The sequence below is a fragment of the Bacillus sp. 2B09 genome, assembly GCF_003946835.1.
Lineage (GTDB): Bacteria > Bacillota > Bacilli > Bacillales > Bacillaceae > Bacillus > Bacillus altitudinis.
Genome location: NZ_RPSG01000012.1, coordinates 1 through 24,024 on the forward strand (window position 1 = coordinate 1; position 24,024 = coordinate 24,024).

The window sequence follows — 24,024 nt, forward strand, 5'->3', positions numbered from 1 at the left end:
CACCTAGCAAAGCTATAGGATAGGTGTGTGGGAGGCCTTTTTCATGTTTTTCCTTCAATCTCATCTATCATAATGATGGTGAAAATAAAAAAGATTGTAGAAAAACATGAGTTTCTCTACAATCTGAGAACCGGCGATATGCCGGTTCTTTTCATTTTCTCTATATTAATCACGATTGATTAAGCTGTCTAACTCTTCCTCCGTCAATTCACGGTATTCTCCGGGGGCCAAATCTTCGTCTAATGAAACAGCTCCCATCGAGAGCCGTTTTAAAAAGATCACTTCATTGCCCACTGCTTGTGCCATCAGCTTCACTTGATGGTACTTCCCTTCAGTAATCGTTAAACGGATTCGTGTATCTGCCTCTTGGTTGGCATCTACTTCAACCTTCGCCGGCTTCGTTCGGTAGTCGTCTAAAATCACAACTCCCTCTTCAAGACGAGTGATGTCTTGATCTCCAAGCGGGTATTTTAGATGAACTTCATACGTTTTCGGGACATGCTTTTTCGGAGATAACAATTGATGAGCAAGCTGGCCGTCATTTGTAAGGAGGAGGAGACCGACTGTATCCTTATCCAGTCTCCCCACAGGGAATGGCTCCCTTGCAATATCCTCTGGCTCTAGTAAATCAACAACCGTCTCATCTCGCAGATCCTCCGTTGCTGAAATGACACCGTATGGCTTGTTCATCATGAGATAAATGAATTCTTTATACTCTACACGCTCTCCATGCACTAGCACTTCATCATTTGTTGGATCGACATGATCTTTCACCTGCTTCGCCACTTCTCCATTCACTGTGACGGCCCGGGCCTTGACCAGCTTCTTTACATCTTTCCTTGAACCAAAGCCGGTATTGGCCAGCAATTTATCAAGCCTCATGCTTCTCCACCTCTTCTTAACTCTTTTTTCTTAAAAATGACGGCATCCGGCTGCCAAGTACACGCTCTAACAATCCAACTTTATAAGATAAGAACATATACACACCGCCGCCAGTAATCATTGAAATCAAAATAACAATACCAGCTTGTACCATTCCACCTTCATATGAAATGACTTGACTCACAAGCTGACATGTCACATAAGCCACTACAGCCATGATTGCCGTTAAAATACCAATTAAAATAAACCGTTTGAAAATCCTGCGGAACGAATAGCCTGCATGGCGCTTGATCATGATGAACATATACAAAATCGAGGCACTGTAGCCTAATGCCGTTGCAAGCACAGAACCGTTTCCTTGCAGCCAGCTAATCAGCGGGATATTAAGAACCGTTTTAATGATGATCCCTAACAAAAGACTGACGATCGCAAATTTTTGTTTGTTAATCCCTTGTAAAATCGCTGCGTTAATGGTGAATAAAGAAAACAGTAACGCAACAGGTGCATACCAAAACAAAATAGAAGTCCCAATCTCAGGGTGCACAGACGGATAGAAAAACCAATAAACTGGTCCAGCCAATGCCGAGATACCAAATGAAGCAGGCAAAACGAAGAATAAAATGACCTGCATCGTTTGATCAATTTGCCGATTCAGCAGCTTGTAATTTCGCGCTGTAAAGGATTCCGTTATGGTTGGAATCAATGTTAAACCAAACGCAGTTGCAAGTGACACAGGAATCATGACAAGCTTCGGTAAATATAACGTCACAATAGACAGAACCGCTGTACTAATATCCTGATGTCCTGATGCAATCATCGCTCTGTTAATTGTATTTGTATCAATATAAGAATAAATCGGAATGGCAAGTCCAACAAACACATAGGGTGCTGCATAACTGAACAGCTCTGTAAACATTTGCTTATAAGATAATCCAGAATAGTCCCCTGTATTCGGCTGCATTGCCAAAAGCCGATCTTTCCGCTTCAGCCAATATAAATAAAGCGTAAATAGACCGCCAAACGCACCAATAAGTGCGGCAAATGTGGCATAACCAACCGCAATAACAAGACCACCGTCAAGCACTTTTAAAATGATAAACGTCGCTGTTAATAGGAAGATGATTCTGACAAGTTGTTCGATGACTTGGGAAACAGCTGTCGGGCCCATCATCGAGTGCCCTTGGAAAAAGCCTCGCACAAGACTCATGATGGGTACAACCAATAGACCCAAACTGACCATCCGAATCACATAAACCACTTGATCGACCGTCAAACCGCCCGTTTCATTCGATCCTCCAAGCTGAATCTTGGCAAAGATCGGTGCGGTCAAATATAAAATAGAAAAGGCGATAATACCGGTGACAAGCATGACCGACATACCCGCCCTGAACATTTTTCTTGTTGTCTCATAATCGCCGATTGCATTATATTTAGAAACGAATTTCGATACCGCTGTTGGAAAACCGAGCGTAGCAATACTTAAAAAGATCGTATACTGATTGTATCCATATTGGAATAGCGCACCACCAGTCGCTCCGACCATTGCGCTAAATGGAATTAAGTAAATCATACCAAGAATACGAGAGAGATAAGTCCCTATCGTTAAAACCAACGTACCACGAAGCAGTTTATTAGACATGCGCTTAACCACCATTTTTCTAATGAATATTCAACTTAACTATTTTAACACATCATTTCATCGCACAGGTAACAAATCCAATACAGAAGTCACAAAACCAATCAATTCATATTTCAGCCTTCCCCAATCTTCGTTATAATAGAGAAATGACTGAAAGTAGAAAGAGGAATGTAACATGAAACATTATGATGTCATTGTCATTGGCGGTGGACCTTCTGGACTGATGGCCGCGATTGCATCGGCAGAACACGGTGCATCGGTTCTGTTAATTGACAAAGGAAACAAACTTGGCAGAAAGCTCGCCATTTCTGGCGGTGGACGCTGCAATGTGACCAATCGCCTTCCAGTAGAAGAAATTATCAAGCATATTCCCGGAAACGGACGTTTTCTATATAGTGCATTTTCTGAGTTCAATAACGAGGATATTATTTCGTTCTTTGAAAATCTAGGTATTGAACTAAAAGAAGAAGACCATGGACGTATGTTCCCTGTCTCAAACAAAGCACAATCTGTTGTGGATGCCCTATTAGATAGGCTTCGCGTGCTCAATGTGACCATTCGAACGAATGAAAAGATTAAAACCGTTCTGTATCAAGACGGACAAGCAGCTGGAATTGTTACAAATAATGATGAAAAAATTTCAAGTCATGCCGTTGTCATTGCTGTTGGCGGGAAAAGTGTGCCTCATACAGGCTCTACTGGCGATGGCTATGCATGGGCAGAAGCCGCTGGCCATACCATTACAGAGCTCTTCCCAACAGAAGTACCCGTCACGTCAGACGAGCGTTTTATTAAGGACAAAGTGCTTCAAGGTCTTTCATTAAGAAGTGTGGCCGTGAGTGTTTTAAATAAAAAAGGAAAACCCGTCGTCACTCATGTCATGGATATGATCTTTACACACTTTGGCTTATCAGGTCCTGCCGTTCTGAGATGCAGCGGATTTGTTGTGAAGGAACTGAAAAAGCAACCGGCCGTCCGTCTTCAAATTGACTTATACCCAAAGCTCAATGACGAGGAGCTATTCCAAAAGCTTCATCGTGATCTAAAAGATGAACCAAAAAAATCCATTAAAAATGTCCTGAAATCTTGGATGCAAGAGCGCTATTTATTGTTCCTTTTAGAACGAAATGGCATTGATCCGCAGGAGACATTTTCTGGTCTCGCTAAAGAGAAACTCCGCGCTTTTGCGCATGATTGTAAACATTTCATCGTCCATGCAAATGGGACGCTTTCTTTAGATAAAGCCTTTGTTACAGGGGGCGGCGTTTCTGTTAAAGAAATTGAACCGAAGAAAATGGCATCTAAAAAAATGGCCGGTCTTTATTTCTGCGGAGAAATTTTAGATATTCACGGTTACACAGGCGGTTACAATATTACTTCAGCACTTGTGACAGGCAGGTTAGCTGGCATGAATGCCGCACTAGAAGTAAAGGAGAGATTCCAATGATTAGACGTGCACTTCCAATTGTCCTTGCAGTTGTCATTAGTTTGACAGCCGCTTTCTTTATGAAGCTGTCCATTACCCCGTTAAAAGTCGCCATTGTTTTAGCGTTTACGATTTTCGCAGTTTGTTTAAAAGAATATGTCTACCGTCTGCGCAAACGAATTGAAGAAAAGTCATCTTCACATATCGATGGTTGATAAATGGAAGCAAAACATGTTACGGTAAAATAGAGGTCGAGTGAGAAACTCGCCTCTTTTTGTTTGAAAATAGTTGAGACAGGGGATATTAAACAAAATCCTCTGCTTAAACGTGTAGAACAACAGGAGAGTGAGATGGTGTGAAAAACGTATCAAGTGTATTTTGGATTGTGATTGCAATCACATTTATTGCCGTTCTATGGGGAGCCTTTTCTCCAGAATCACTGCAAAATGTGACAGATCAAATTCAAACATACATTACAAATGACTTTGGCTGGTATTATTTATTAGTCGTATCGCTTCTAGTCGGCTTTTGTCTATTCTTTATCTTTAGCCCTATCGGAAAAATTACGTTAGGAAAGCCAGGTGAAGAGCCTGAATTTGGTCTTTTTTCTTGGTTTGCCATGCTATTTAGTGCTGGAATGGGTATTGGGCTTGTTTTTTACGGAGCAGCTGAACCGATCAGTCATTATGCGATTCAATCACCAACGGGTGACACTGAAACTGCACAAGCCTTCCGTGATTCCCTTCGCTATACTTTTTTCCACTGGGGACTTCATGCATGGGCGATCTATGCCATTGTTGCGCTTTGCATTGCATACTTTAAATTTAGAAAAGATGCGCCTGGCTTAATCAGTGCAACACTGCAGCCAGTTTTAGGAGATAAAACGCACGGATGGATCGGAAAAACCATCGATTGTATTGCTGTGTTTGCGACAGTTGTTGGTGTTGCAACGAGCTTAGGATTAGGCGCAGCACAAATCAATGGCGGATTGGATTATCTATTTAACATTCCAAATGCCTTTAGCACACAATTGATTATTATCATCATTGTGACGGTGCTCTTCCTTGCATCTGCTCTTAGCGGTATTGGTAAAGGGATTAAATATTTAAGTAATATCAACATGGTATTAGCAGCTGTTCTGATGTTTTTCTTACTTTTGGTAGGTCCAACAGTTTATATTTTAAATTCATTTACTGATTCTATTGGACAATACTTATCCAACATCGTTCAAATGAGCTTTCGCTTATCTCCAAATGACCCTGAAAAGAGAGAATGGATTAACGGATGGACGATCTTTTATTGGGCATGGTGGATCTCTTGGGCACCATTTGTCGGGATCTTTATTGCACGTGTATCACGTGGACGAACCATTCGAGAGTTTTTAGTTGGTGTGTTAGTTGCTCCATCTATCCTTGTATTTCTTTGGTTCTCTATTTTCGGTGTTTCTGCGATGGACTTACAGCAAAAGAATATTGTCGATGTTGCAGGCCTTTCTACGGAAACCATGCTTTTTGGTGTACTAAATGAATATCCGCTGGCAATGATCACATCGATTCTAGCTCTTATTTTAATTGCGGTATTCTTTATCACATCAGCAGACTCAGCTACATTCGTTCTCGGAATGCAGACAACCTATGGATCATTAAATCCAGCGAATAGTGTAAAGATCAGCTGGGGTATTATCCAGTCAGCAGTTGCGGCAGTGCTCTTATTTTCAGGCGGTCTTGAAGCCTTGCAAAACACAGCCAAACTTGCTGCTTTGCCGTTCTCTGTTGTCATCATTTTAATGATTGTATCCCTGTACAAATCATTAAATGAAGAACGAAGAGCGATTAAACAAGCAAATAAGTACAATAAACCAAGAAGTCCAAGAGTAAAAAAAGCATAATCATCACAAGAGAAAAGTCGTTCCTCATCCGAACGGCTTTTTTTCTCGTTGAAATAATTGAAGATTGTCATGACATCGTGTATTCCGATAAAATAGTGTTGAATCATCACTTTTCTACATAATGGAGGTTTATATGACGTTACCTACGTTCAAGTACAACCCAGACCCAGTTTCATTACATGTAATTAAAAAAGAGCAGACGATATGCCCCGTTTGTGAGAAAGAACGAGATTATGTATATCATGGTCCTTTTTATTCTGTTGAAGACGTTTCTGGCATTTGTCCTTGGTGCATTAAAGATGGATCAGCTGCTCAAACATATAATGGAATGTTTCAAGACGATGTGAGTTGTGATGACGTCGATCATGAAGAATATATAGATGAACTGATCTACAGAACGCCGGGTTACCGAGGATGGCAGCAGGAATATTGGTTAAGCCATTGCGGGGATTTTTGCGCGATTGTGCAGTATGTTGGTTGGAAAGAGATTGAGCATTTAGAGGAAGAACTCTCAGAGGATATTGAAGAGATTTGCAGCGGTGGACATTTCACAAAAGAGAACCTGAAACAATGGCTCGTGAACGGAGGAGATTTGCAAGGCTACCTCTTTCAATGCGTTCACTGCAAAAAGCATCGTTTACATATTGACGCTAGTTGATCATGGCAAAAGGACCCTTCAGCAGGTCCTTTTATTTTTTATATAAAATGAGCGCTGAAAAACAGTAGAGCTGCTCTCCTCCTTGCTCACAGATCACCGCCACATTGTATTTAATGTCAATAATTTGGTCGTCGTCCATTCCTTTTAAAAAAAGATTGATTTCGCTTTGCAAATCTTTCTCGTGTTCTTCATCAAATACAGCTACCTTCAGCACACATGCCACTCTCCCTTCTCTTGCTACTCTATTTTTATGCAAATAGAGACGGACATATGAACAAAAAAAGCCTTCCATCTTGTCGATGAAAGGACTTCTTTTTACTGCTTCGGTTTTGTTTCTCCTGTCCATGCAAGCATGCCGCCAACGACATTGGTTGCTTGATAGCCTTGGTCTTCTAAGAAATAGCAGACATTCTCACTGCGTTTACCAGAACGGCAAATAATATAATACTCTTGCGTCTTATCAAACGCATCCAGCTTCTCAGGAATATCGCCCATTCGAATATGGACTGCCTCTGGAATCATGCCTTCTGCTACCTCTTCATCCTCACGCACATCGACGAGTTGAATGGCTTTTTCTTGCTCTAGCTTTTGCTTTAATTCTTCTATTGAAATTTCTTTTACTGACACGACTCTCATCTCTCCTTTTATTCACGGTGACACCATTATAGCAAATCATACACATCACTGCGTATTCACCCGCTTGGATTGAAGGAAAGACGGGAATCGTTTCTTCACATCAACTGCCGGCTGCTCGCTTTCAAACTCTATCTTTTTAAACACTTGATAGGCTAGCCACATGTGGCCATATGCGAGAATGCTGATGCTAAAAAACGGCACGATCCCTGGCAAATAAGCAAATAGGATAAAGAGAACAGCCGAGAAAACGAGCATAGAGAGCGTATATTGCAAATACGAGATGCCAAGCAGAAGGGAAAATTTCAAATAAAGACGCTTTTTCCAATCATAATGAGCCAGCAGCGGAAAGATATAAAACAAGCTGACAATAAACAGAAAACCAAAGATATAGATCGCAAAGCGAAGCACGTGTAAAAACCAACTCGTTGGATAAATATAAGCAAGGTCTACATAAATAATCGTCCCGATGATGACCAGCACCACTCCAATGACATTAGAGCGTACAAATTCTTCGCGGTATACTTTCCAAAAGGTTTGAAAGACGCTGACTTGCTCATGCCCTTGTATCCACTTTCTCATCACAGAAAATAACGCTGTTGTTGCAGGCATGAAGCCAAAGATTCCAAGCCCAAGTAAAGTGAACAAAAGCCATAACAAATTCGTATAGGCGAGTCTCATCACCCACTCACACATACGCAGCATTCTGCTCATTGATCCATCATGATCCATCTCTCGTCCCTCCTCTCTTTCTCGTTACACCGTCTCTTTTTGAAACAATTCTTCTATTTCAATCGGGCGTTTTTCTGCAACTGAGCGCCACATGCCTTCGCCAAGTGCAATGGAATAAGCACCCGCCTCTGCTCCTGCTGAAATGTCATAAGGAATGAGCGGATCTTTTCCTAAAAATAAATCTGCTAATAATAGCGGATCTCCACCTCCATGACCACCTGATTGCTTCACAACTTCAATCGTTTCTTTTCCACCAAACATCGGGTAGTATGCAATTGTCTGTTCAGGGAATTGAAAAGGGATTCTCGATGGCACATGAAACTCATTTGTTTCAATCCGTCCCTTCGTCCCGTTAATCGCAAGCCGGTAGCCTTCATATGGCGCTGAAAATTGAATCGAGTAACTTAACAAAGCCCCCTGATCATAAGCCACTGACGCCACATATGTATCCTCAATATCAATTTCTTGATCAAAAATACAGGCATCCGGGCGATAATTCGAGTATTGCTTTGACTGCTGCTCACCTGATTCAATATGGTCATCCTCCACCTTTGAACGCTCTACCCGCGGATTCCACCTTGCTTCATAATGACAGGTATCTCTTACATGACAGGTTCCGCAATATCGATTCCCTTCACCCTGCAAAGGATTCCAAGGACTTTCATCCCCATAATAATTCAGTGCGCCATAGGCAAATACTTGCTTCGGCTTTTGATCAATCCACCAGTTGACCAAGTCAAAGTGATGGGTCGATTTATGAATAGACAGACCGCCTGAATATTGACGCGAGCGGTTCCACCTTTTAAAATAACTGGCTCCGTGATACGTATCAATGAGCCAGCTTAACTCAACAGACGTGACCCTCCCAATCTTTCCATCTAAAATGAGCTCTTTTATCTTTCGGTGGAATGGATTGTAGCGATAATTAAAGGTGACGGTGACCTTCCCTTTGCTTTCTGCCTCTTTTTCCATCACCCGTTTGGCGTCTTTTGCTGTTGTGACCATCGGCTTTTCCGTTATGACATCCAGATCATGATCCAGTGCCTGCAGGATATATGTGACATGTGTATCATCTCGCCCCGCCACAATGACGATATCTGGTCTTGCTTCCTTCACCATCTGACCAAATGCATCCTCATGAAAAAATGAGACGCCCCTTAGTGATGGAAAACGCTCCTGACAAAGTGTATACCGCTTCTCATCTACATCTAAGAGCCCTGTAATCCTGTAATGCTCGTTAAAATCCTCGGTGAGCGGTTTGATAAACATATTGAAAGCACGGTGACTGAGCCCGCAAACGGCGACCCTTTTCACATTCCCCCACCCCTTTTTCTATTGGTTTTCACGAAGCTGCTTCATGAGAGACAGTGCCACTTTAGATTTCTCCGCATACACAGGTATGAAGGCGACCATATCTCGGTGTAATCGAAAGGTATAGCCATTTAGCTGCTTTGTTCCTTTCTTGATTTGGACCGCATAATCGACTGTATTTCCCGTCTTTGCATCTTCCATCGTATATGGTCCTGCCCCTTCGCCATCTACCCGCATCTCTTCAAGCAGCTGAAAGCTTTCAGGGTCATCATATGTTCTAAACATTTCTTCGGGGACAAACATCACGTCCCCCTCTTTTGCAGTTATTTCAACAAGAAGTTTTTCAGGAATTGCAGGGAAGATGTGAACATCGTATGTCTCCTGATTTGGTTGAAAAGCTTTCTCCACTAATTGGTCTTTCATTGCTTTTGACATGTCAGAAAAAATAAGGACATCAATCCCCTCTGTTTTCCCCTGACAGGCGGACAAATAAAAGGCAGCGATGAAGCTGAGGAGCCATGCCGCAGCCCTTTGATGCCGCCTCATACCTTTTGAAACACAGACAGCTTTTCTAGTTCAGTTAACGCCATAATAAAAGCGCCTGCTCCATGCAAATCATTCGTGCTCCGCTCTCTGCCAACGTAATAGTCATAAAATCCCGCAGATGTTCCAATACAAATATCGTTCACCGTAAAATCGCCGTTGTCTTTTTCCTCCGTTTTATATTCAATCAACCCTTGATACGCTTTGACCACGTGATCAACATATCGAAGACTGACATATCCTTCATTCATGGCTTTTGCCATCGCATACATGAATAGACATGACCCTGAGCTTTCAAGCCAGTTGTCGCTATGACTTCCTTTATCAATGATTTGATGCCATAGACCCGTTTCGTCGTCCTGATATTTTGCCACACTTTCCAGCATATCTGTCAGTGTGTCCTTCCACACTTTTCGTCCTTCATGTCCTTCTGGTAAATCTTCGATCATATCGGCTAACGCAAGGACATACCAGCCAAAGGATCTTGCCCAAAATTCTGGGGAACAGCCCGTCTGTTGATCAGCCCATGGCATCACTTTCCGTTCATCCCATGCGTGATAGTAAAGGCCCGTTTTTTCATCTTTGGTATGCTTTCTCATGAGATGCTCTTGATGGATGACCATGTCCACCAGCTCCAATTCTCCTGTCAACTGGGCATACTTTAAAGCAAAAGGTCCACCCATATAAAGACCATCTAGCCACATTTGATAAGCATAATTGTCTTTATGCCAGAAACCGCCCTCAGACGTGCGATTCAGCGTCCGATAAAGCCCCCGAAGCTTTTCTGCTGCCTTCACATACCGCTTCTCTCCCGTTCTTTCAATCAGCGGGAATAAAATGAGCCCTGCTTGAATGGCATCAAGCTCGTCTCTGCGGAATAACAGATTCCCATGGTCATCAATGAGTGAGTCTGCATAATTTTTCACATAATCAAAGTACGCCTCGTTTTCTGTTGCTTCGTAAAGCTTCATCACTCCGCAAAGGAAAACCCCTTGATGATAGTGCCACCTTCCAGCTGGCGGAAGTTCAATCGGTGTATACGCTTTCATTATTGTTTGTGCTAATTTCTCTGCATGCTCAAGCGGTGATCCCTTTTCAATCGATAATGTCATTGGTCTTCATCTCCCCTTTTAATAAATCCCTTCTTCTCCAAACTTCTTCGCTAAACGGTTTGCCATCATGACCAAAATAAGTCCAACGGCTGCTTTAAATAAACCAACAGCGGTACTATAGCTGAATTGTCCTTGCTTCAGACCAGCTGTATACACATACGTATCAAAAATCTCTGCGACTTCCCTGTTGGTCGCATTGAGTAATAAATAGACATGTTCAAATCCAAGCTCTAATGTATCACCAATTTTTAAAATGAGCAGTACAACAATGACACTTTTAATCGCAGGAAGGGTGATGTGCCACATTTGTCTGAGTCTGCCGGCTCCATCCATTTTTGCTGCTTCGTATAGCTGCGGATCTACTGCTGTAATCGCTGCAAGATAAATAATGGTTGACCAACCCGCTTCTCTCCAGATTACCTGCAAAATGTACATGGGTCTAAACCATTCTTGACTAAGAAGGAAGTTAATCTTTTCTCCTCCAAAGAAAGCAATCAATTCATTGATCAACCCGCCATCTACCGTTAACAAAACAAAAGATAAGGACACGACAATCACCCATGACATGAAGTGAGGAATATAAATCATTGTCTGAACAAATTTCTTAAACAGTGCCAATCTGACCTCGTTTAAAAGAAGGGCTAATAAGATCGGAATCGGAAAGAAAATCACGACATTCATGGCAAATAAAATGAGCGTATTTTTTAATAAGATGAAAAATGTTGGTTCTGTAAATAAGCGAATAAAGTGTTTGAAGCCAACCCACTCACTGCCAAGAATTCCGAGAAATGGCTGGTAATCTTGAAAGGCAATGATCAGCCCCCACATAGGGACATATTTAAAGACAAGAAAATAAAGGAGCCCTGGCAAAATCATTAAATACAGAAATTTTTGACTAAGTAATTGATTAAGTAAGCGCTTTCTCTTTTCTTTTTTCAAAGCTGCCGCAGGCACACCCTTGGCAGTGACATCCTGTGTTTTCACAGATAAAGCCTCCCCTCATGCTGATGCATGTGTTAACTGTATCTTAAGGATGAAAAATCCGTCTACAATCATATCATCAGATCATATTTACTCAGGGGAAGCTACTCAAAACGTTACATAAAACATAAGAAAATGATCCTAATCTCAGAAAATGATTATTGACAAACCTACCAGATTTTTGGATTAATAAACTAAGGGGAAAAGATTGTTTCGTTTGAAATGGGGGGTTTTATGAAAAGAAAGCAGTATAAATTTTATTACAAGCTGGTGACGTTTTTTTTCGTGCTTAGTACGATTCCTGTTATTATTGTCGGTATTTTTTCTTATCAGCATTCGCAAAAAACTGCACTCGAAAATATTTCAAATGAAAAGCTGGACAGCGTCAAACAAACGCAATCCAATATTGAGCATATTCTAAAGACAGTAGATCATTCTCTCACTCACTATGTCAGTTCGCCGCCTCTCCTTCAAACACTGGCAGAACCTTTAAATCCAGATCAATTCCAACTTTATAATCAAGTCCAACAAGAACTGAATTACCTGCAAACCTTCGACACCGATCTCTCCAATATTACACTTGTTAGTAAAATGGAAGATTGGTATATGAACAATTCTGGTCTTTATCATGTCTCAAACGGGGATCAAGAGAAAGCGTTAACCTCTTACCTCAATATTCCGAGTCATTCCAGCTGGGCACTTGAAGAAAATAATCCACTTGTCTCAACAAAAGAAGGAAAGACATCCTTTTGCAAATACAATGTGAATTTAATCAAGCAGCTTCCGATGAATAGTGTCCAAAAAAAGGGGATCGCCGTCGCCAGCATTCCAAGCTGCGTGATTGCTGACAACATGCCTGACTTCTCTCAATCTGATAGTATGTTTGTCATTGATACAAACGGAAAAGTACTGCTACATAATCGAAAAGAACAAATTGGTGACTCGTTAAAAAATCAAGATTTCGTCAAACATGTCCTGTCACTTGAAGAACGATCCGGACAATTTGATATGAAAATCGATGAACTAAACTATCAAATTACGTTTCAAAAATCAGATTATAACGAATGGACATACTTATCCTTTGTCTCCATTCCCGAACTAAAGCAACAAACGAAATCAATCGGGTGGATCACCTTTATTATTTGCTTTATTTTGTTAGCGCTTTCATTATTATTTTCATGGTTTGGCTCTAGACACTTTTATAAACCGATTCGCTTATTATACGAATCCTTTGCACGTAATGAGTCGTTTTTGCATAAACAGCCTTTCCAAAATGAATTTGAGCTCATCGAATCGAGCATTAAACAAATGAAAGATCAAAACAATGATCTAGAGGAACGGATTGAGCAGCAAGTGACCCACTTACAGCAATACTTTATGGTGCGGCTGCTGCTTGGCAAACTGACGGAAGAAGAGATTCACAACCGATTTCAAAGTCTAGGCTTTCCTCGTGACTGGTCCCATTTGTCCATGCTTGTGACCCAAATCGATACACTAAAAGGAACGCCGTATGAAAAAAAGGATGCAGACTTGCTTTTATTTGCGATAAACGGACTGATTGAGCAGATTATTCCGCTAGAGGAGCACCTTCAGCCGACCGTTGTCAATCAGCATCAAACGACGATTGTTCTCAATCAATCGAAGTCAGAAGAGGAATTTACTGAATATTTAAATCAATTAGCCGAAACAATTCAGCAGCGAATTGAGGAAGAGCTGGGCTTGTCGATCAGCATTGGGATCAGCCGCCCATTTAAAGAGTTACCTATGGCCAAACATGCTTATATTGAAGGGAAAGAAGCCCTAAAATACAGACTCAAAGCAGAGAAAAAATCCATTCTTTTATACGAGCACATTCAGCAAGGAAAGACGTTTAAGACTCATTTCCCAAAACAGCTGCAGCATGATTTATTTGATGCCATTAAAGCAGGCGATCAAGGCAAGGCAGATCACTATTTACATGTGCTTCTGCAATCCATTTTTTCTAAAAATGCTGGACCACATGAGTACCAGATTGCTCTCGCTCGTTTTTTAAACAATCTCATCGAGCTGATGCATTTGCTAGGCATTGAATTGTTTGAAGTCGAAGATAATAAAATGCTCTATGATACGATCTTTGAGTTTAAAACGTTTGAAGATACAGAAGCGTGGCTGAAACATGAGATCATTCGACCCATCATTGATCAGCTCGGCGCGCGTGAAGACTCTCAATATAAAAATATCTCAGAGAAAATCATTCATATCATTCATCAAGAATTTGACTCAGATCTGACATTGGACGAAATCGCTTCACGCCTGCACTACAACCCAAATTATTTAAGCAGTATTTTTAGAAAAGAAATGGATATCTCCTTTAGTGAATATCTCTCGTCTTACAGACATCATGTCGCCAAAAACTGGTTGGTGGAGACGGATATGTCGGTGAAAGAAATTTCGGAAAAGCTAAAATACAAAAATCCGCAAAATTTCATCCGCTCCTTTAAAAAGCTGGAAGGCACCACACCTGGGAAATACCGTGATCAGAAAAAAGGCATATAAAGCAAAGTCCCGCTCTCACAAGAAGCGGGACTTTTTTATTTAAACTGTTCATTTAGAATGCTGTCTTCCAGCACTGAAAGCGGCTCGCCATACACTCGTTCAATATGGGCTGCCCCCCAATCACATAACGCATTCAAAATTCGCTCAAGTGACTGTCCGTATTCACTTAATTCATACTCCACTTTAGGCGGCACTTGTTCATATACAATGCGGTTAATCACACCGTCATTTTCAAGCTCTCTCAGCTGCTGTGTGAGCATTTTTTGCGTGATATTTGGCATGAGGCGCTTCAGTTCACTCGTCCGCTTTTTCCCATGTGTTAAATGACATAAGATGACACACTTCCATTTCCCGCCGATCACTTCAAGCGTTGCCTCCACAGAGATATTATATTTCTTCTTTTCCAACGTCTCTTCACTCCTTTTGATGCTGTACAGGCACTTTTTAGTACCTATATTACAAAAAAGTACGTACTTTTTTTTCTGTCATCTATGTTAGATAATAACTCTTGCCGATCGGCTTCGTCTATTAAAATGTCATGAAAGAAGGATGTGAATCACGATGCAAAACAAACAAAATCACTTTGCCCTTCTCGCACTAGCGATTAGTGCATTTGCTATAGGTACAACTGAATTTATCTCTGTAGGTCTTCTGCCGATGATCTCAGAGGACTTTGGCGTAAGTGTCAGTCAGGCCGGCTGGACCGTTTCTTTATATGCGCTCGGTGTTACCTTTGGCGCACCAATTCTAACCTCCCTGACTTCCGCTATGAACAAAAAGACATTGCTTTTGCTCATTATGCTCGTCTTTCTCATTGGAAATACACTTGCCACGATTGCCCCGACTTTTTCTGTGCTCTTAATCGGACGAGTGATTTCAGCCCTATCACATGGCGTATTTATGTCGATTGGTTCGACCATTGCCGCAAGCCTTGTGGTGAAAGAAAAGCGGGCAAGCGCCATTGCCTTTATGTTCACTGGTTTAACAGTCGCTACTGTGACCGGTGTGCCATTCGGTACGTTTCTTGGTCATGAGCTCGGCTGGCGGACGTCATTTGGTGTGATTGTCATGATTGGCCTAATCGCACTGATTTCTAACTATTTCCTTGTTCCGTCTCAATTGAAACAGGGCGTGAAAACAACGTTTAAGGATCAAGCAGCCTTATTAAAGACGAAAAGAATGTTGCTTTTATTTGTCATTACTGCTACAGGGTATGGAGGAACTTTTGTCGTCTTCACCTATTTATCCCCTCTCTTGCAGCATGTGACAGGTCTTGCGCCTGGAACAGTTGCCTTGATCCTGCTGTTATACGGGATGACCATCGCCGCTGGGAATGTCATTGGCGGAAAAGCAGCGAATAAACAGCCAATGAAGGCACTGATTTATATGTTTATCATTCAAAGTCTCATCTTGTTTACCCTTAGCTTTACTGCTGGATTTATGACACTCGGGATTGGAACTGTGATGCTGATGGGACTGTTTGCTTTCATGAATGTACCCGGCCTTCAAGTTGCCGTCGTTGATTTTGCAGAAAGGTATACACCTGGAGCTGTCGATGTTGCTTCCGCTCTGAATATCGCTGCCTTTAATGCAGGTATCGCCATTGGTTCATTTTTAGGCGGCATCGTGACAGATACCCTTGGGCTTTTGCATACCGGCTGGGTTGGCGGCATCATGGTGCTCATGGCGGCCATACTCACGATGGTGAGTCATCAAATCGAACAAAAAGAATACAAACAAACCATTTAAAGGAGTCTTTCATATGAACGATTTACAAAGTACAAAAACATTAAACAACGGCGTCCGCATGCCAGGATTTGGTCTTGGGGTCTTTCAGGTTGAAGAGGGAACGGAATTAATTGAAGCTGTTAAAACAGCCATTCAATTAGGATATCGCAGTATTGATACAGCTTCTATTTACGGCAATGAAGAAGGTGTTGGACGAGGCATACAACTTGGTCTAGCAGAAACAGGCCTTCGCCGCGAAGACATCTTTGTGACATCCAAAGTGTGGAATGCCGATTTAGGATATGAAGCGACACTAAAAGCATACGAAGACAGCCTGAAAAAACTTCAGCTTGATTACCTTGATCTGTATTTAATTCACTGGCCAGTTGAAGGAAAATACAAGGAAGCATGGCGCGCGCTTGAAACGCTGTACCGTGAAGGAAAAGTCAGAGCCATCGGTGTGAGTAACTTCCAGCCGCATCATCTAGATGAATTATTGAAAGATGCGGACATCATTCCAGCGATTAATCAAGTCGAGTTTCATCCAAAACTCACGCAGGAAACGTTGTTTACGTATTTGAAAACACATGGCATCCAAATGGAAGCCTGGTCACCACTTATGCAGGGGGAACTGCTAAAGCACCCGCTGATCACAGAGCTTGCGGGCACATACAGCAAAACACCTGCTCAAATTATTTTGCGCTGGGATGTGCAAAAAGGCGTCATTACGATTCCTAAATCAACGAAAGCCCATCGTTTAAAAGAAAATGCCGATATTTTCGATTTTGTCCTATCTGATGAGGATATGAAGCGCCTGTCTGACTTAAATGAAAATAAACGAATTGGTCCTGATCCAGACAACTTCGATTTTTAATGAAAACACCCCCGCTTTTTACTAAGCGGGGGTCTTCATGTTCATCATTTTGATTTTTTAAAGGAAGCTTCATATTCTTCTATGATTTTATTTCCACCATTTGATTTCCACTTCTCTACATCTTTCTTAAATTGTTCTTCGTTGATATCACCAAGAATGAACTTATAGGTCGCATCATCGATGATTTTCTTCAATTCATTTCCTCGCTCTGATGCTGTTTCTGAATACAGGCTTTCAGCAGGGTTAGCGACAATGATGTTTTTATTGTCTTCTTCCAGCTCTTCATATTTTGTACGAACTGCATCGCCTTTATTTTTCAAGTAACGTTTATCAATCCCTACGAGGCTGACAAGTGGCTGTACATCTGTCTGCCAGCTTTTCACTTGGCTTTCTTCCCTCACAAATGTATTTCCATCTTGTTTGTTATAATGCTTTCCATCAATCCCATACGTCATGAGACCATACACGTCTTCTTCTGCAATTCGGTCAAAGAAAGCCAAAATTCTCTTTAACTCTGCTTCTGATTTGACGCTTGTTTTAGGGAAAGCGAAGATGCCATTATGGCCGCCTGATGCCCATACACGTTCTTTGCCATCTGGGCCTTTGATTCGGTTGATAATATCCACTTCCATGTTCTTATCTGTTGCATCATCTCTTAAGTTCACTGCATCTACCATATTTCCAACATAGATACCCGCTTTTCCTTGTGAAAACAATTCTTGCTGCTGCGTTTTGCTTGTGACTGGGAAGTCTTTGTTTATATAACCATTGTCACGCAGCTTTTTCATATATTTCATTGTATTCATATACTCATCTGTCATAAAGTCTGGCGTGAATTTGCCATTTTCTTCTTTCCAATCTGTTGGCATTCCTTCATAAGAACCGAGCGTTTTAAATGCACCGTAAATCAAATCATTACGGTCTGTAAAACCAATTGTATCGTCCTTGCCATTTTTGTTCGGATCTTTTTCAGTAAATGCCTTGGCTACCTCATAAAGGTCATCTAGCGTTTTTGGTGTATCCAAATTTAAATTTTCAAGCCAATCCTTTCGAATGACAATCCCTTGTCTTGAAAGTGGTCTCTCTCTATAAATGCCATAAAGCTTCCCATCGATAGAGGCATTTTTATTAATCAGTTCGTTCATCTTACTTAAATTTGGATAATCCTTTAAGTATGGACCGATTTCCCAGAACATGCCTGATCTGAACGCATTGATAGCAGATGAATTCTTAATGTCTTGAATCGTCACAATTTGCGGGAGGTTCCCTGCGGCAAGTGCTGAATTTAAACGGTCTTCTTTCACCGCATCAGGCACCCACGTAATATCAAGCTCTGTATTTGTAAGCTTCTCAATCTCTTCTAACACTGAATCTTTTGGCGGCTGCTGATGATACAAAATCGCCATCCATGACAGCTTCACCTTTTTGTCTAGATCAACCTTTTCATCTGATGAACTTGCCCCTTTACTTGAACAAGCTGACAGAATACCGCTTGCGGCAAATAACAAAACAAAGGCAATCAGCCATAATTTCTTTCTCCCCATAAGATCCCTCCGTTATTCCATCTTTTTAACCCTTTACAGAACCTAGTAATGCCCCTTTGTTGAAATGCTTTTGAATAAATGGATAGACAAGCAGAACGGGAATGGTCGCCACGACGATGACCGCCATCTTAATGGTTTGGTCTGGCGGCGGTGTGGATGAGCCCATATCTGACATATCTCCCTGCATACCGCTTGATACAATGACGATTTGTCTTAACAGGACCTGAATTGGCCATTTCACCGAATCGTTTAAATATAAAATGGCTGTCATGTACGTATTCCAATACGTCACGGCATAAAAAAGTGAAATCGTCGCAATAGCTGGCAAAGAAAGTGGCAGCACGATTTTAAAGAAGATCCCTAAATCGTTACAGCCGTCCATCTTCGCTGATTCTTCAAGGCTTGCTGGTATGTTTTGAAAGAAGTTTTTCAAAATGATCAAATTGAATGCATTGATGGCCACTGGCAGAATGAGTGACCAGTAAGTATCAAGCAGCCCAAGTGTTTTCACGACGATAAACGTCGGAATCATCCCTCCGCTAAACAGCATCGTGAAGACAACGAGAAACATGAGGGTTCTTCGGCCCTTTAGCTCCTGACGAGACAGCCCATACGCCATGAGTGAGGATAAAAACATGCTGACCGCTGTTCCAACGAATGTCACAAGAATGGATACAATCAGGCTGCGATACACAATATCTGTAGAAAAGATATAGCGATAGGCCTCTAGAGAAAACGTCGTTGGAAACAAAATAAACTTCTTTGAGATGACCTCTTCTACTGTCGCAAAAGAGGCGGCAATGACATGGATGAACGGGAGCACACATATTAATGCGAACATGAGTAGAAAAGAGTAATTAAATACATTGAACAATCGGCCTTTAATAGAACGATCTATGTTCATCACGCCCTTTCTTTGTAAGCGTTATCATTTCATCTGAACATAAGCTGCAGCCTTTGACGATATCGTGATTAAAATGTAACAAACGTGGAAAGAAAGCGTCTATAATCATCATGACAGACCACAGAGATGATCATGCCATTCGTGCTTTTAGCCTCATCAATGAAAAGAAAAAGATCATGAGCTAATGTCATGATTATGCCCTATGCCTGATCGTTTTCTTTCAGAATTTCTGCCGTATTGACATCTGGCCTGTAGCCTAACTCCTGCTTCGTTTTCTCAGAAGACCAAGGTTTTCCTTCGTTTTCTGATACAGCATAATAAGTCCCGAATGGAACGTCCGTTTCGATGGCAGCCTTGATCATGCCGAAAAGGTCTTCATGTGAAAGAAGTGTTCGTTTCGTTCTTTTTTTAGTTTGCAATCCTTCCATCTCATCTGTCACGACGGTTCCAATTCTCAAATTGATGACAGACATACCTGTTTGATCGTGAAACAAACGCCCAAGCTGTTCGGAAGCAAATTTTAAAATGCCATACACATTTTTCGTTGCTGGTACATCATCAGTCGTAATTTCTCGCTCTAGTAAGGAGTGACCATCTTTTTCATAGCGATCTGTCACATGATTACTGCTTGCAAAAATGACTTTTGGAATGCTTAACCTGGCCGCTGAACGAAACATATTATACGCGCTTATCCAAAACACCTCATTCATTTTTGCAAACTCCTTTTCATTCATCACATCATGCGTCATGTCTATGTTTAAAAGATGAATGATCACATCTGTATCTCTTGGAATGGCTTGAAACAACTCATCATCATTTGAAGCATTTGCAAAAATGACTTCTTCTACACACCTTGTTTGATCAATGATGGTCACGTCATACTCCGAAGAGAGCTCTTTAGTTAATAAACGTCCGATGACACCACATCCGCCAATCATGGTGATTTTTTTCATCTGTTTCCTCCTTCATCTTCTATCGGAGTAGTATGTCCATGCCGTCTATTGATTACAGCCACTTTTTCAAAAAACGTGTAGCCTCGTGGCGCATAGCAGCCGTTTCAAAATGACCTGCATGTAGACCTATAAGCTGATAACGTTCCTTTAAGGAAGCAGCTTGATAGGCTTGACTTAATGTCTGTTGAATTCGTCCAACACCTTCAGCAGGTGTAAGCTGATCTTGCTTTCCAACTAAGCTTAAATGCGGTCTTGGGAAAATCATTTCTTGGATGTCAGCTGCTGTAAAGTGCTTAGCTAAGCTCGGTACATAATAGTAAAAACCGTGTCTATCTAAATGATTTGTTTCAATCAATGTGTGATGATCAACCTGTGCGCAAAGATCCACACACACACTGACCCTCTCATCAAGTGCCGCCGTCCACCATGAAAGAAGGCCGCCCATTGACATCCCAAAAACAGCTAAACGCTCTGGGAGCACATCAGAGCGGGACAGCAAATAATCAATTGCACACATGCTCTCATACAGCATCATGCCCCACATCACTTTTCCTGTTAACAGCATTTCTTTGAAAATTTCACTTTCTGTTCTTCCCCTTCTTTCACCAAATCCCGCATGATCAATCGCCAACACACTGTAGCCTTTTGAAGTGAATTCTTTTGCGTATGAAGGCGCTTGCAAATAATGAGCCCCCTTCAATAACTCTTCTTTCCCATCCACATAATTCCCACCATGAGAATGCTGGAACAAGACAACAGGCCTTTTTTTCACTGTATCTTTCGGCTTCACAAAATAAGCCGGAACTTCCTCCACCCCATGAATAGAGAGAATGAGTGTTTCTACTAAGTACGATTCACGTTCCTCAATCTTTAACGTATACGCCTCTACACGATGGCGCTCCGGCATTTCCCCTAATAAACTGAGCAGTTGTTCACGTTTGCTTTTCTTTTCCATTGACGTCACTCCTCATTTTCTTGATCAACTTGTTAAATACGAGATTGATGGAGGAATTACCTTGTTTTCGACAAAATTATGTCCCGGGAAATAAACAACACCCATCGGCTGATACCGATGGGTGCGTTCATTAGTTCGCGACAATATTGACAAGTTTTCCAGGAACCGCAATCACTTTACGGATTGTTTTCCCTTCAAGCTGTTCTTTTATCCGTGCATCATTTTTCGCAAGCTCTTCTAGCTGCTCTTTTGTTGCATCAGCAGGAACCGTTAATTTTGCTTTCACTTTTCCATTTAGCTGTACGACAATTTCCACTTCATCATCGACAAGTTTTGACTCATCATATTGCGGCCATGCTTCATAAGAAATAGACCCTTCATGACCAAGTTTATTCCAAAGCTCTTCCGCTACATGCGGTGCAATCGGAGAAAGAAGTTTCACAAATCCTTCTGCATATTCTTTCGGCAGTGTGTCAGCCTTGTATGCATCGTTGATGAACACCATTAATTGTGAAATCCCAGTATTGAAACGTAAGCCTTCATAATGATCTGTTACCTTCATGACGGTTTCATGGTAGCTTCGCTCTAATGGCCCGCCAGATTGCTCTGTCACTTTATCACTGATGGAGCCATCTTCATTTGTAAACAGACGCCATACACGATCTAGGAAACGACGAGCACCATCAAGACCTGTTTCAGACCAAGCAATTGACGCATCTAAAGGCCCCATGAACATTTCATACAGTCTTAATGTATCTGCACCATGAGATTCTACGATATCATCTGGGTTGACAACATTCCCTTTTGATTTACTCATTTTTTCATTATTTTCACCAAGAATCATTCCTTGGTTGAACAATTTCATGAACGGTTCTTTTGTTGGAACAACACCAATATCATACAAGAATTTATGCCAGAATCGTGCATATAGCAGATGAAGCACAGCATGTTCTGCTCCACCAATATACACATCAACCGGAAGCCATTTCTTCAGCTTTTCAGGCGATGCAAGTTCTTCTGTGTTATGTGGATCAATATAACGTAAGAAGTACCAGCAGCTACCTGCCCATTGTGGCATCGTATTCGTTTCACGGCGGCCTTTCTTACCTGTTACAGGATCTACAACCTCAACCCAGTCTTTAATATTGGCTAAAGGTGATTCACCTGTTCCGCTTGGCTTAATCTCAGTCGTCTTAGGCAAAATCAGTGGAAGCTCTTCCTCTGAAACAGCTGAAGATGTTCCGTCCTCCCAATGAATAATTGGAATTGGCTCTCCCCAGTAACGCTGACGGCTGAACAGCCAGTCTCTTAAACGATAAGTGACTTTCTTTTCACCTTTTTGATGTTCTTCCAGCCATGCAATCGCTTTTTCAATTGCTTCTTCTTTCCCTAAGCCGTTTAAGAAATCAGAGTTGATGTGCTTTCCATCACCTGTGTAGGCTTCTTTGTCAATGTCTCCACCTTCGACAACCTCTTTGATGGGAAGATCGAATGTTTTGGCGAATTCATAATCACGCTCATCATGAGCAGGAACTGCCATAATCGCTCCAGTGCCATATGTGGCTAACACATAATCTGCAATCCAGATCGGCATCTTTTCCCCATTCAATGGATTGATGGCATAAGCACCTGTGAAAATGCCCGTTTTCGTTTTAGCAAGATCTGTTCGCTCTAAGTCACTCTTAGATTGAATTTCTTTGATATATGCTTCAACTGCTTCTTTTTGAGCAGCTGTTGTAATTTTTTCAACTAGTGTATGCTCTGGTGCAAGAACGGCATATGTTGCACCAAATAGTGTATCAGGACGTGTTGTAAACACAGTAAACTGTTCGTCATGTCCTTCTACTTCGAAGTGAACATGTGCACCTTCAGAACGTCCAATCCAGTTGCGCTGCATGTCTTTGATGCTTTCAGGCCAATCAATGTCTTCTAAATCTTCTAATAGCCTGTCCGCATATGCTGTAATTTTTAGCATCCATTGCTTCATTGGACGTCTTTCAACAGGATGCCCTCCGCGCTCACTTTTCCCATCAATGACTTCTTCATTTGCAAGGACTGTACCAAGTGCTGGGCACCAGTTTACAGGTACTTCATCAATATACGCCAATCCTTTTTCGTACAATTTCAAGAAAATCCACTGCGTCCATTTATAATAATTCGGATCTGTCGTGTTAATTTCTCGATCCCAATCATACGAGAAGCCCAATGATTGAATTTGGCGGCGGAAATTATTAATGTTCTCTTCTGTAAATGCAGCTGGATCATTTCCTGTATCCAGCGCATATTGTTCCGCTGGAAGACCAAATGCGTCCCATCCCATTGGATGAAGAACATCGTATCCCTGCATACGTTTCATACGTGATAAAATATCCGTTGCTGTGTATCCTTCAGGATGCCCTACATGAAGCCCTGCTCCTGATGGATAAGGAAACATATCTAGCGCATAAAACTTTGGCTTATCTTCCGAGTCAGATGTGGCGAATGTTTTATGTGTCAGCCAATAATCCTGCCACTTCTTTTCAATTTCCCGATGCTGAAAACTCAATGTGAAAACCTCCTTTAATGTGTACGGCTTTATCTGCACAGATGACCACTGCAAGAATTCAGATTTTTCTAAAATCAACAAAAAACCCTCATCCCTAGAAAGGGACGAGAGATTTTTTGGTTCCCGCGGTACCACCCTTGTTAGCGTCATGAACTGTTCATACGCTCACTTAATATCTTTA

22 protein-coding genes and 1 other annotated feature (1 of these 23 only partly in view) are annotated in these 24,024 nt (G+C 41.6%); of the genes, 7 read left to right on the top strand and 15 right to left on the bottom strand.

Features of this window, described 5'->3' with window-relative positions; all coding sequences use genetic code 11:
- Positions 1-165 precede the first annotated feature (165 nt).
- Together EBQ12_RS17415 and EBQ12_RS17420 are read right to left on the bottom strand one after the other, a co-directional pair.
- Complete coding sequence (locus EBQ12_RS17415) at positions 166-882, bottom strand: pseudouridine synthase (RefSeq protein ID WP_125590889.1); 717 nt, start codon at positions 880-882, stop codon at positions 166-168.
- Positions 883-898: 16 nt separating this feature from the next.
- Positions 899-2,521, bottom strand: a complete 1,623-nt coding sequence (locus EBQ12_RS17420; RefSeq protein WP_008343029.1) for a putative polysaccharide biosynthesis protein — start codon at positions 2,519-2,521, stop codon at positions 899-901.
- A gap of 175 nt (positions 2,522-2,696) precedes the next feature.
- On the opposite strand from EBQ12_RS17420, the gene EBQ12_RS17425 reads away from it, so the two are divergent.
- The 4 genes from EBQ12_RS17425 to EBQ12_RS17440 all read left to right on the top strand — a co-directional run bounded on the left by EBQ12_RS17425 (position 2,697) and on the right by EBQ12_RS17440 (position 6,493).
- Positions 2,697-3,968, top strand: a complete 1,272-nt coding sequence (locus EBQ12_RS17425) for a BaiN/RdsA family NAD(P)/FAD-dependent oxidoreductase (protein WP_125590891.1) — start codon at positions 2,697-2,699, stop codon at positions 3,966-3,968.
- Positions 3,965-4,162, top strand: a complete 198-nt coding sequence (locus EBQ12_RS17430; RefSeq protein ID WP_019743705.1) for a hypothetical protein — start codon at positions 3,965-3,967, stop codon at positions 4,160-4,162. Before EBQ12_RS17425 ends, EBQ12_RS17430 begins: the two co-directional genes overlap by 4 nt.
- Positions 4,163-4,302: 140 nt before the next feature.
- Entirely contained in the window at positions 4,303-5,835 is a 1,533-nt protein-coding gene (gene opuD, locus EBQ12_RS17435) for a glycine betaine transporter OpuD (protein ID WP_017358333.1), read from the top strand.
- Positions 5,836-5,968: 133 nt separating this feature from the next.
- Positions 5,969-6,493, top strand: coding sequence for a CbrC family protein (locus EBQ12_RS17440; protein ID WP_017358334.1), 525 nt, complete (start codon positions 5,969-5,971; stop codon positions 6,491-6,493).
- Positions 6,494-6,524: 31 nt separating this feature from the next.
- Here the strand turns inward: EBQ12_RS17440 and EBQ12_RS17445 are convergent, their stop codons facing one another.
- From EBQ12_RS17445 to EBQ12_RS17475, 7 genes are all read right to left on the bottom strand, one after another.
- Positions 6,525-6,707: a sporulation protein Cse60 gene (locus tag EBQ12_RS17445; protein WP_003217582.1), complete on the bottom strand. Its 183-nt coding sequence runs from the start codon at positions 6,705-6,707 to the stop codon at positions 6,525-6,527.
- A gap of 101 nt (positions 6,708-6,808) precedes the next feature.
- Positions 6,809-7,120: a rhodanese-like domain-containing protein gene (locus EBQ12_RS17450; RefSeq protein WP_125590893.1), complete on the bottom strand. Its 312-nt coding sequence runs from the start codon at positions 7,118-7,120 to the stop codon at positions 6,809-6,811.
- A 54-nt stretch (positions 7,121-7,174) separates the two neighbouring features.
- A complete protein-coding gene (locus EBQ12_RS17455; RefSeq protein WP_007501858.1) occupies positions 7,175-7,858 on the bottom strand; it encodes a YesL family protein in 684 nt (227 codons plus the stop codon).
- 24 nt (positions 7,859-7,882) lie between these two features.
- Positions 7,883-9,172: a Gfo/Idh/MocA family protein gene (locus tag EBQ12_RS17460; RefSeq protein WP_125590895.1), complete on the bottom strand. Its 1,290-nt coding sequence runs from the start codon at positions 9,170-9,172 to the stop codon at positions 7,883-7,885.
- 18 nt (positions 9,173-9,190) lie between these two features.
- Positions 9,191-9,715: a hypothetical protein gene (locus tag EBQ12_RS17465; RefSeq protein ID WP_017358338.1), complete on the bottom strand. Its 525-nt coding sequence runs from the start codon at positions 9,713-9,715 to the stop codon at positions 9,191-9,193.
- The gene (locus EBQ12_RS17470; protein WP_076822457.1) at positions 9,712-10,824 is read right to left on the bottom strand and encodes a glycoside hydrolase family 88/105 protein; all 1,113 of its coding nucleotides are present in this window, start codon (positions 10,822-10,824) and stop codon (positions 9,712-9,714) included. Before EBQ12_RS17470 ends, EBQ12_RS17465 begins: the two co-directional genes overlap by 4 nt.
- Positions 10,825-10,842: 18 nt before the next feature.
- Positions 10,843-11,808 carry an ABC transporter permease gene (locus tag EBQ12_RS17475; RefSeq protein WP_008343019.1) on the bottom strand — a complete coding sequence of 322 codons (966 nt, stop codon included), beginning with the start codon at positions 11,806-11,808 and terminating at the stop codon, positions 10,843-10,845.
- Between the two features lie 231 nt (positions 11,809-12,039).
- Here EBQ12_RS17475 and EBQ12_RS17480 point away from each other — a divergent pair, with 231 nt between their 5' ends.
- Positions 12,040-14,340 carry a helix-turn-helix domain-containing protein gene (locus EBQ12_RS17480; protein WP_125590897.1) on the top strand — a complete coding sequence of 767 codons (2,301 nt, stop codon included), beginning with the start codon at positions 12,040-12,042 and terminating at the stop codon, positions 14,338-14,340.
- Positions 14,341-14,375: 35 nt separating this feature from the next.
- On the opposite strand, the gene EBQ12_RS17485 is transcribed toward EBQ12_RS17480, so the two are convergent.
- Positions 14,376-14,747 carry a winged helix-turn-helix transcriptional regulator gene (locus EBQ12_RS17485; protein WP_008343017.1) on the bottom strand — a complete coding sequence of 124 codons (372 nt, stop codon included), beginning with the start codon at positions 14,745-14,747 and terminating at the stop codon, positions 14,376-14,378.
- A gap of 154 nt (positions 14,748-14,901) precedes the next feature.
- Here EBQ12_RS17485 and EBQ12_RS17490 point away from each other — a divergent pair, with 154 nt between their 5' ends.
- Together EBQ12_RS17490 and EBQ12_RS17495 are read left to right on the top strand one after the other, a co-directional pair.
- Complete coding sequence (locus EBQ12_RS17490; RefSeq protein ID WP_125590899.1) at positions 14,902-16,089, top strand: MFS transporter; 1,188 nt, start codon at positions 14,902-14,904, stop codon at positions 16,087-16,089.
- A 13-nt stretch (positions 16,090-16,102) separates the two neighbouring features.
- Positions 16,103-16,942, top strand: coding sequence for an aldo/keto reductase (locus tag EBQ12_RS17495; RefSeq protein ID WP_125590901.1), 840 nt, complete (start codon positions 16,103-16,105; stop codon positions 16,940-16,942).
- Between the two features lie 44 nt (positions 16,943-16,986).
- Here the strand turns inward: EBQ12_RS17495 and EBQ12_RS17500 are convergent, their stop codons facing one another.
- From EBQ12_RS17500 to leuS, 5 genes are all read right to left on the bottom strand, one after another.
- Positions 16,987-18,486 (bottom strand): extracellular solute-binding protein, encoded by a 1,500-nt coding sequence (locus EBQ12_RS17500; RefSeq protein ID WP_007501870.1) that lies wholly within the window; start codon positions 18,484-18,486, stop codon positions 16,987-16,989.
- Between the two features lie 25 nt (positions 18,487-18,511).
- A complete protein-coding gene (locus EBQ12_RS17505; protein ID WP_113767071.1) occupies positions 18,512-19,372 on the bottom strand; it encodes a carbohydrate ABC transporter permease in 861 nt (286 codons plus the stop codon).
- A gap of 218 nt (positions 19,373-19,590) precedes the next feature.
- Positions 19,591-20,343, bottom strand: coding sequence for an NAD-dependent epimerase/dehydratase family protein (locus EBQ12_RS17510; protein WP_050827591.1), 753 nt, complete (start codon positions 20,341-20,343; stop codon positions 19,591-19,593).
- 52 nt (positions 20,344-20,395) lie between these two features.
- Entirely contained in the window at positions 20,396-21,298 is a 903-nt protein-coding gene (locus tag EBQ12_RS17515; protein ID WP_125590903.1) for a dienelactone hydrolase family protein, read from the bottom strand.
- A gap of 130 nt (positions 21,299-21,428) precedes the next feature.
- On the bottom strand, positions 21,429-23,843 hold the full coding sequence (leuS, locus tag EBQ12_RS17520) for a leucine--tRNA ligase (RefSeq protein ID WP_048001444.1): 2,415 nt from the start codon (positions 23,841-23,843) through the stop codon (positions 21,429-21,431).
- A 97-nt stretch (positions 23,844-23,940) separates the two neighbouring features.
- Positions 23,941-24,024: a binding site (T-box leader), on the bottom strand (it continues 138 nt past the right edge of the window).